This window comes from Streptomyces composti, from assembly GCF_012034205.1.
In the GTDB taxonomy this organism is placed as follows: domain Bacteria; phylum Actinomycetota; class Actinomycetes; order Streptomycetales; family Streptomycetaceae; genus Streptomyces; species Streptomyces composti.
The window spans coordinates 301,883-311,720 of record NZ_JAATEM010000002.1; the positions used below are offsets into that span (position 1 = coordinate 301,883).

Below are 9,838 nucleotides of genomic sequence, written 5' to 3' on the forward strand. Positions count from 1 at the left end.
GTCTTCTCCCTGATAGATGCAGGGGACATGACACGACGACTTCTCTCCGCGGTCCGGTCCGCCACCGCGGTGCGCGGACTGGTCACCACCCTCGCCGCCCTGCTGGCCACGACCGCCGCCTCCGTACCCGCCCGGGCCCACACCGAACCGAGGGCTCCTGAGGACTTCGTCGCGCTGAGCAGCGTCGACGCCACGATCATCCAGGAGATCCGCTACTTCACCCGCCACAACTTCGTCGGCGAACGCATCGACGGCTACCGGCAGCCGATGTGCATCCTCACCCGGCCCGCCGCCCAGGCCCTGCACACGGCACAACGGCAGCTGCTCCGCCGGGGCTACTCGCTCAAGGTCTACGACTGCTATCGCCCGCAGCGCGCCGTGGACCACTTCGTGCGCTGGGCCGAGGACCTGTCGGACCAGTCCATGAAGGACGAGTTCTACCCGCGGGTCGACAAGACCCGGCTGTTCGCCGACGGCTACATCGCCGAGAAGTCCGGCCACAGCCGCGGCTCCACCGTCGACCTCACCCTGGTGAAGCTCCCGGCCGCACCGACCCGCCCGTACCGCCCCGGCGAACCGCTCACCCCCTGCTACGCGCCCAAGGACCAGCGCTTCCCGGACAACTCCGTCGACATGGGTACCGGCTACGACTGCTTCGACACCCTCAGCCACACCCTGGACCCCCGCATACAGGGCGAACAGCGCGCCAACCGGCTGCTGCTGAAGAACACGCTGGAGAACCTCGGGTTCGAGAACCTCGCCGAGGAGTGGTGGCACTACACCTTCAAGCCGGAGGCGTACCCGGACACCTACTTCGACTTCCCGGTCTCCCGCCGGTCGCTCACCGGCCACCGCTAGGGCAGGTCTCGGCCGGCTCCCGGAGACGCCCGCCCGGTGATCGGATACAGTCCGCCGCGTGTCCGAAACTCACACCTCCGTTCCCGCACCGGACTCTCACTGTTCGAGCTGCGGCACGCCCTATGGAGAGGGCGTCTCCGGCTGGCCCCGCACCTGCGCCGCGTGCGGCACCGTCGCCCACCGCAACCCGCTGCCCGTAGCGGTGGCCCTCCAGCCCGTGTACGACACCAAGGGCACCGCCCTGGTCGTGATCACCCGCACCGTCGCCCCCGCACGCGGCGGAACGGCCCTGCCCGGCGGCTACATCGACGACCGAGAGGACTGGCGCCGGGCCGTGGTCCGCGAACTCAAGGAGGAGACGGGTATCGACGCGGCGAGCCGCGACGTCCGCCTCGCCGACGCGATGAGTTCCCCCGACGGCCACCTGCTCCTGTTCGGACTCCTCCCGGAACGCCCCGTGGAGTCCCTGCCGCCGTCCGCCGCCACCTCCGAGACGGAGGGCTGGCACCTCCTGCGCCGCCCCCGGGAACTCGCCTTCCCTCTCCACACCCTGGCCGTTCGGGCCTGGTTCGAGGGGCGCTACATCTGACCTCCTCGGGACACCTGGTCCCGGCGGACGTCCGTCCCCGGCGGCCGCCGCGTCCCGCCTCGGCGGCCGCCACCTGCTCACCCCTGCCCGAGCCCGCGCACCCGCACCGGGCGGCCGGGCCCGCCGGCCCCGCCCTCCCGCTCGACGACCAGGCGCGGGCCCGTCCAGCGGACGGTCCAGCGCTCGACGTCCGCCTCGGCCCGCCCCTGACCGTCGTCCGGTACGACGAGTCCGCCGCCCGTCCGCCCCCGCGCCGGAGCCCACACCTCCAGCTCCAGCCCGCCGTCCTCCCCGCGCACCGGAACGACGGAGCCCGCGCGGGCGAACACCGGGATGCGGTCCAGGGGAGCCTCCACCAGGACCTGGGCCGGACCCTGGTGGGCCCGCTCCGTCCGCACGTCGTACCACCGCCCCCGCGGCAGCTGCACGACCCGCCGGACCGTGCCAGGACCCAGCACCGGCGCCACCAGCAGGCAGTCGCCCAGCAGGAAGGCGTCCTCGCAGTCGCGCAGCGCGCGCTCCTCGGGCGCCGCCCACCACAGCGGCCGGACCGGGGGCGCGCCGGTGCGCCGGGCCAGATGCGCCAGCGTCATGACGTACGGCAGCAGGCGCCGCCGTTCCAGCAGTGCCGCCCGCGCGTGCTCCAGCACCTCGGGACCGAACTCCCAGGGCTCACCCCGCCCCGCCCGCGGGCCGGCCAGGGTGCGGAACAGCGGCAGATACGCGCCCAGCTGCAACCACCGCAGGAACAGCTCCGGGGACGGGTCCCCGCCGGAGCCGCCCACGTCCGCGCCGGAGAACGGCACCCCGCACAGGCCGAGCCCCACGACCAGCCCCAGCGAGGCCCGCAGCCCCGGCCAGTCCGTCGCCACCCGGCCCAGCCAGGCACCGCCGTACCGCTGCAGCCCGGCCCACCCGGAACGGGACAGGACCAGCGGCTGTTCCTCCGGCGCCAGCTTCCGCAAACCCTCGTACGCCGCCCGGGACAGACACAGGCCGTAGACGTTGTGCGCCTCCCGGTGGTCCCCGCCCCGCCCGTCGAGGGCGTGCCGGGCCGAGCGGGGGAGCGTGGACTCGCCGAAGGCCGTGAACGACGTCGGCTCGTCCCGGTCGTGCCAGAAACCCGTGAACCCCTGCGCCAGCCGCTCCGCGTACAGACCACCCCACCACTCCCGCACATCCGCCCGCGTGACGTCCGGGAACACCACCTCGCCCGGCCAGGAGACCCCCCGCACCAGTGCACCCGAGGCCTCCCGCACGAACGCGTCCTGCCCCGCCCCCTCCGCGAACACCGCGTTCCCGGCAACGGCGGGCACCGCGGGATCCACCACCGACACCAGCCGCACCCCATCGCGCCGCAGGTCCTCGGCGAGGCCCCCGAGCCCCGAGAACCGCCCCCGGTCCACGGTCAACCCCTGCCGGGCGCCGGGCCGGCCGACGCCGAGATGAAGCGCGTCGAGCGGCAGCCCGCGCTCCCGGTAGGCGGCGACCAGCCGCCGCACCTCGCGCTCGTCGTCCAGGCCCCACCGCGCGTGATGGTGCCCCAACGCCCACGCAGGCGGCAGCGCGGGCGCGCCCGTGAGCGAGGCCCAGGCGAACAGCACCCGGGCCGGGGTCCCCTGCATCACCCAGCACCGCAGCGGGCCGCCGTCCATGCGCAGCTCGCTCGTCCCCGCCCGGTCATGGCCGGACCCCTCGCCCTCCTCACCCTCGCGCAACGTCACCCGGCCGTCCCAGGAGTTGTCGTGGAACACCAGATGCGTGCCCGCATCGGCCACCACCAGCTGCACCGGCATCGTCAGATGCAGCGGATCATCGCCCGGCCCGAACGCCCGCCCCGGGTCGGTGTTCCACAACCGGTAGGTGCCGTCCCGCAGCCGGGGCCCGCACGCCCGGCCGCCCAGGCCGAAGAAGCGCGCGTCCGCCGCCACCTCCGAGCGCTGCATCCAGCGCGCCGGACCGCCACCGACCGGCTCCCACCAGCGGGGCGGCAGATCCCGCCGCAGCGTCGCGCCGCCCGGCGTGCGCACCTCCACCGCGCCGTGCCGCGACACCGCGACGGTCACCCGCTCGGCCACCACCCGCCAGCCGCCGTCCTTGTCCGGCTCGAGCACCGCCCGCGGATCCGCCTCCGGGCAGCGCCCGGCCAGTGCGTACGAGGGCTCGGGCTCCGCCCCGTCCCAGCCCCAGAAGACCGCCCCGCCCGCCACCACCATGATCCGCAGCCGGGCCCGGGCGAACCGGACGACGCCGCCCCCGGGCTCCGGCGTCACCTCCCGCAGCACACCGGGCACCCGGGCCCGCTCACGCCCGCGCGGAGGCAGCCCGGTGGCATCGGCCCGCCACCTGCGCCACGCTGCTCGTACGGTTCGCAACCCCTGCGCCGCCCTCACCACTCGACCGCCTGTATCGAACGCACCAGGTCACGACCGTTCATGCTGCTCACCCTGCCACTGACCGCGCTCGGCAGATGTGGCGTTCAACTCCCGTTCACCCGTGATGGGACCACACCGCCACGACGCGGACTATGTGGGGTGCACCCTGGTGCGGAAGTCGATCACATGGCATCGTCCGTGTCAGCCGCGTCACGCGCACACCCCAGCCCGTGCGCGGAGGACGCACACGACGCGCACAGTCCGGGAGCCGTACATGTCGACCCTGAACCCCCAGCCGCTCTGGCAGCCCGATCCGCAGCGCATCGCTCAGGCACAGGTGACCAAGTTCCAGGCCTGGGCAGCGGAGCACCACGGCGCCCCCGCCGACGGCGGGTACCCGGCGCTCCACCGCTGGTCCGTGGAGGAGCTGGAGACGTTCTGGCGCGCGGTCACCGAGTGGTTCGACGTCCGCTTCTCCACTCCCTTCAGCCGCGTGCTGGGCGACCGCTCGATGCCCGGCGCCCAGTGGTTCCCCGGCGCCACCCTCAACTACGCCGAGCACGCCCTGCGGGCCGCCGCGGACCGGGCCGACCAGCCGGCCCTGCTGCACGTCGACGAGACCCATGAGGCCCGCCCGGTCACCTGGGCCGAGCTGCGCCGCCAGGTCGGCTCCCTCGCGGCCGAACTGCGGGCCCTCGGCGTACGCCCCGGAGACCGCGTCAGCGGCTACCTGCCCAACATCCCGCAGGCGGTCGTCGCCCTGCTCGCCACCGCCGCGGTCGGCGGCGTGTGGACCTCCTGCGCACCCGACTTCGGCGCCCGCAGCGTCCTGGACCGCTTCCAGCAGGTGGAGCCGGTCGTCCTGTTCACCGTCGACGGATACCGCTACGGCGGCAAGGAGCACGACCGCCGCGAGATCGTCGCCGAACTCCGCAGGGAACTGCCCTCGCTGCGCGCCGTCGTGCACATCCCGCTGCTCGGCACCGAGGCCCCCGACGGCGCCCTGGACTGGTCGGCCCTGACCGCCGCCGACACCGAGCCGGAGTTCGAGCAGGTGCCCTTCGACCACCCGCTGTGGGTGCTGTACTCCTCCGGCACCACCGGGCTGCCCAAGGCCATCGTCCAGTCCCAGGGCGGCATCCTGGTCGAGCACCTCAAGCAGCTCGGCCTGCACTGCGACCTCGGCCCCGAGGACCGCTTCTTCTGGTACACCTCCACCGGCTGGATGATGTGGAACTTCCTCGTCTCCGGCCTGCTCACCGGCACCACGATCGTCCTGTACGACGGCAGCCCCGGCTACCCCGACACCGGCGCCCAGTGGCGGGTCGCCGAACGCACCGGCGCCACCCTCTTCGGCACCTCGGCCGCCTACGTGATGGCCTGCCGCAAGGCCGAGGTGCACCCGGGCCGCGACCACGACCTCTCCGCGGTCAAGTGCGTCGCCACCACCGGCTCCCCGCTGCCGCCCGACGGCTTCCGCTGGCTGCACGACGAGGTCCGCGACGACCTGTGGATCGCCTCGGTCAGCGGCGGCACCGACGTCTGCTCCTGTTTCGCCGGCGCCGTTCCCACCCTCCCCGTGTACGTGGGCGAACTGCAGGCCGCCTGCCTGGGCACCGACCTGCAGTCCTGGGACCCGGCCGGCGAACCCCTCACCGACGAGGTCGGCGAGCTCGTCGTCACCAACCCCATGCCGTCCATGCCGATCCGCTTCTGGAACGACCCCGACGGCAGCCGCTACCGCGACAGCTACTTCTCCGTCTATCCCGGCGTCTGGCGGCACGGCGACTGGATCACCGTCACCTCACGCGGCTCGGTGATCATCCACGGCCGCTCCGACTCCACGCTCAACCGCCAGGGCGTCCGCATGGGCTCCGCCGACATCTACGAGGTCGTCGAACGCCTCCCCGAGATCAAGGAGTCCCTCGTCGTCGGCATCGAACAGCCCGACGGCGGCTACTGGATGCCCCTCTTCGTCCACCTGGCCCCCGGCGCCCGGCTCGACGACGACCTGCTCAACCGCATCAAGCAGACCATCCGGGAGCAGCTCTCGCCCCGCCACGTCCCCGACGAGATCATCGAGGTGCCCGGAGTCCCGCACACCCTCACCGGCAAGCGCATCGAGGTCCCGGTCAAGCGCCTCCTGCAGGGCACCCCGCTGGAGAAGGCCGTCAACCCCGGCTCCATCGACAACCTCGACCTGCTCACCTTCTACGAGGACCTGGCCCGCAAGCGCGCCTGAGCCGCCGCACCGCGCGGCCAACCCTGCGCATCCGGCCCCGGACACGCCCCTCGACGGGCCTTCGGTCCGGGGCCGGCCCGTCTCCGCGTCCGGTCTGCCGTGTCCGCCGGTCCGCCACCGCTGTCAGTACCCCCGATTACTGTGAGTGAGCATTGATCGACCGTGCACAGGGGGACCCATGACGCACAGCGACCGCCGGACCCTGCGACGAGCCCTGCGGCGAGAGATCGCCGGCACCATCGGCCTGCTCACCGACGAGCACGACTTCTCCGCCATGCGGCGTTACCGCAGTTTCACCTTCCACGACCACAGCGCATACCTGGAACACGTCGAAGCCGTCCTCAGGACCCGGGCCCGGCAGGGCAGCCACACCTCGGTCGCCCTCTTCGACCCGGAGGACTACGCCGACTACTGCACCCGGCACGGCCTGGACCCCGACAGCCCGGCCAGCCGCACCCGCTTCACCGCCGAACTCGCCACCACCGGCCCCACCGTCCCCTACGACGGCCGCCCGCTCGCCGACCTGCTGCCCACCCTCGTGGACGAGGCCATCCGCCAGGCGACCTGGGAGTACTCGACCACCCTGCTCAGCCGCCTCGGCGCCTGCGCCTCCTGCGGGGAGGACCTGGGCCGCGCCGCCTTCACCCGCGCCGCGCACCTGCTGACCCGCATCCTCGACACCGCCCCACCGGGCCGACGGCACCTGGTGTGCAACGTCTCCGGCCCACCCGAACCCCTGGTCGCCGTCCTCCACGCCGACGATCTCACCGACGATCCCACCGGCCCCCTCACCGGCCGGCTGGACCTGGACGAGGCCGAGGCTCTCGAGTTCACCTCCGTCCTGGCGGTCGGCCTGGCCACGGACAGCCCCGGCGGACTCGTGATGCGCACCATGGCCCCCGGCCGTCCCGACCGCGTCTACGGATGGCGCCTGCGCGCCCACACCCTGGAACCCCTCACCGCCGCCGAGGTCTTCGACGCCTACTGCACCGACATCGAGACCGGAGACCTCATCGCACCCGAGTCCAACGTCGACTACTGCGCACCCCCTGACCTGGGCCCCGGCCCGGACACACCCCACCACCACTGACCGCCGCCGGAAGCCGCAACGGCACCCGGACACGCGAAGGGCGCCCCACCTCCGGGTGGAGCGCCCCCTTCGACCCGACGACCCCACAGGGCTCCGGCCTGCAAGGCCCTCGGGCCCCTCGTCGCTCGGGCCCTCGTCGGCTACTCGCCCGACAGCACCGCCTGGGCCGCGCGCCGGGCCTCGTCCGCACTGTCCGCGGCGCGCGCCGCTGCCGCCGCACGCTCGCACTGCGCCAGCGTGTGCTTCACCAGCGTCGCCCGCACATACGGAATCGACGCCGCACCCATGGAGAGAGAGGTGACACCCAGGCCGGTCAGCACACACGCCAGCAGCGGATCCGAGGCGGCCTCACCGCAGACGCCGCAGCTCTTGCCCTCGGCCTTCGCCGCCTCCGCCGCCAGCGCCACCAGATCCAGCAGCGCCGGCTGCCACGGGTCCTGGTACCGGGACACCGCGCCCACCTGCCGGTCGGCGGCGAAGGTGTACTGCGCGAGATCGTTCGTGCCGAGCGACAGGAACTCCACCTCCTGAAGCACCGAACGGGCGCGCAGCGCGGCCGAGGGAATCTCCACCATCGCACCGAACTTCGCCCGCAGCCCGGCCTCCCGGCACGCGTCCGCGAACGCCCTGGCGTCGGTGCGGTCCGCCACCATCGGCGCCATGACCTCGAGAGACACGGGCAGCCCCTCGGCCGCCCTGGCCAGCGCCGTCAGCTGGGTGCGCAGCACCTCCGGGTGGTCCAGCAGGGTACGCAGCCCCCGCACGCCCAGCGCCGGGTTCGGCTCGTCACCCGGGGTGAGGAAGTCCAGCGGCTTGTCCGCGCCCGCGTCCAGCACCCGCACCACCACACGGCCCTCGGGGAACGCCTCGAGCACCTGACGGTAGGCCGCGACCTGCTTCTCCTCGGAAGGAGCCTGCTTGTTGTCGTCCAGGAACAGGAATTCCGTACGGAAGAGACCGACACCCTCGGCGCCCGCCTCGACGGCTGCCTTCACATCACCCGGACCACCGATGTTCGCCAGCAGCGGCACCTTGTGCCCGTCGGCCGTCGCACCCGGCCCGGTGGCCGCGGCCAGCGCCGCCTTCCGCTCGGCGGCGGCAGCCTCCAGCTGTGCCTTCTTCTCCTCGCTCGGATTGACGAAGACCTCGCCACTGCTGCCGTCCACGGCGATCACCGTGCCCTCGGCGATCTCACCCGCGCCCGGCAGCGCCACCACGGCCGGCACCCCGAGAGCCCGCGCCAGGATCGCGCTGTGACTGGTAGGACCGCCCTCCTCGGTCACGAAGCCGAGCACCAGCGCCGGATCGAGCAGCGCCGTGTCGGCCGGCGCCAGATCCCGGGCCACCAGCACATACGGCCGGTCGCTGTCGGGGACACCCGGCATCGGAACCCCGAGCAGCCGCGCCACAATGCGGTTCCGCACGTCGTCCAGGTCCGCCACCCGGCCCGCCAGATACTCGCCGGCCCCGGCCAGCAGCTCGCGATAGGCGGCGAACGCGTCGTACACCGCACGCTCGGCGGTGCTGCCCACGGCGATGCGCCGCTCCACGTCCGCCAACAGTTCGGGGTCCTGCGCCATCAGGGCCTGTGCCTCGAGCACGGCCTGCGCCTCCCCGCCCGCCAGGTTGCCGCGCGCCGTCAGATCGGCCGCCACCGCCTCCACGGCCTTGCGAGCACGCCCCTGTTCGCGCTCCGCCTCCTCCGCGGGAATCTGCTTGGCCGGCGGTTCGAGCACCGCGGTTCCCATGTGCCGGACCTCGCCGATGGCCACCCCATGGCTCACGCCGACGCCTCGCAGCGTTGTCTCCATCTCACCCGTCTCCGTTAGTGCGGCGGGCCTCGCCACCGCGTTGGTTGTCCACGTGCCGTCACGGACGGCGAGTGACGTCGCCCCGGACGTCACTTCGTCACGTCACTTCCAGAGGAAGAGGCTGTCGCCGGTCTTGACGTCGCCCTCCTCGCGCAACTCCGAGAGCGCCTCCGCGGTGGCCTCCAGGGCGACGACCGGGCAGACGGGAGACTTGCCGGCGGCCTCGACGGCGGCCGGGTCCCAGCGGACGATGCTCTGTCCGCGCTTGACGGTGTCGCCCTTGTTGACGAGCAGCTGGAAGCCCTCGCCGTTGAGCTGCACCGTGTCGATACCGAGGTGCGTGAGCACGCCGTGGCCGTTGTCGTCCACGACGACGAAGGCATGCGGGTGAAGGGAGACGATCACGCCGTCGACCGGAGAGACGGCCTCGGAGGGCTTGCGGACCGGGTCGATCGCGGTGCCCGGGCCGACCATGGCGCCGGAGAAGACCGGGTCGGGCACGGCGGCGAGCCCGATGGCACGCCCTTCGAGCGGGGACGTCACGGTGGTCATGGAAAACCTCCCAGGGGTGGAGATCTGCATGGAGGCCGTCACCGCCTGTCGCTGACGACGCACTGTGCAGCAGGGTATGTCATATGAAGTACCGATTCCGGGGGAATGGTCCCGGTGTGGTCTAGACTAGAGGTCTAGACCACCTACGATAATCGATTTGCACGCCATCCGCGACCCCGTGTACAGTCGTCAGTCCTGCCTGGGGGTGAAGGGCTGATCTCATAGCCCCGACCCGAGCAGCAAACCAACTCTTCAGGATCCTCTCCGGGATTCCTTCTGCATGCCTGCAGGAGGGTGGTCATGGAGACGGAAAATCACTGG

6 protein-coding genes and 1 pseudogene are annotated in these 9,838 nt (G+C 72.7%); 4 read left to right on the top strand and 3 right to left on the bottom strand.

The genetic code is table 11. From position 1 onward, the window contains the following. Window positions 1–27 precede the first annotated feature (27 nt). Together HCJ93_RS03030 and HCJ93_RS03035 are read left to right on the top strand one after the other, a co-directional pair. Entirely contained in the window at window positions 28–858 is an 831-nt protein-coding gene (locus HCJ93_RS03030; protein ID WP_167990814.1) for a M15 family metallopeptidase, read from the top strand. Window positions 859–916: 58 nt separating this feature from the next. Continuing rightward, window positions 917–1,447 (top strand): NUDIX domain-containing protein, encoded by a 531-nt coding sequence (locus HCJ93_RS03035; RefSeq protein WP_167990816.1) that lies wholly within the window; start codon window positions 917–919, stop codon window positions 1,445–1,447. 77 nt (window positions 1,448–1,524) lie between these two features. On the opposite strand, the pseudogene HCJ93_RS03040 reads toward HCJ93_RS03035, so the two are convergent. Further along, window positions 1,525–3,884, bottom strand: a pseudogene (locus tag HCJ93_RS03040) (glycoside hydrolase family 31 protein). A gap of 212 nt (window positions 3,885–4,096) precedes the next feature. Here HCJ93_RS03040 and HCJ93_RS03045 point away from each other — a divergent pair. Both HCJ93_RS03045 and HCJ93_RS03050 read left to right on the top strand, forming a co-directional pair. After that, on the top strand, window positions 4,097–6,064 hold the full coding sequence (locus tag HCJ93_RS03045; RefSeq protein ID WP_167990818.1) for an acetoacetate--CoA ligase: 1,968 nt from the start codon (window positions 4,097–4,099) through the stop codon (window positions 6,062–6,064). Between the two features lie 178 nt (window positions 6,065–6,242). Beyond that, window positions 6,243–7,154, top strand: a complete 912-nt coding sequence (locus HCJ93_RS03050) for a DUF8829 domain-containing protein (protein WP_167990819.1) — start codon at window positions 6,243–6,245, stop codon at window positions 7,152–7,154. Window positions 7,155–7,294: 140 nt separating this feature from the next. On the opposite strand, the gene ptsP is transcribed toward HCJ93_RS03050, so the two are convergent. Both ptsP and HCJ93_RS03060 read right to left on the bottom strand, forming a co-directional pair. Then, window positions 7,295–8,965: a phosphoenolpyruvate--protein phosphotransferase gene (gene ptsP / locus HCJ93_RS03055; protein ID WP_167990820.1), complete on the bottom strand. Its 1,671-nt coding sequence runs from the start codon at window positions 8,963–8,965 to the stop codon at window positions 7,295–7,297. A 102-nt stretch (window positions 8,966–9,067) separates the two neighbouring features. Continuing rightward, window positions 9,068–9,517, bottom strand: a complete 450-nt coding sequence (locus tag HCJ93_RS03060) for a PTS sugar transporter subunit IIA (RefSeq protein WP_167990821.1) — start codon at window positions 9,515–9,517, stop codon at window positions 9,068–9,070. Between the last annotated feature and the right edge of the window lie 321 nt (window positions 9,518–9,838).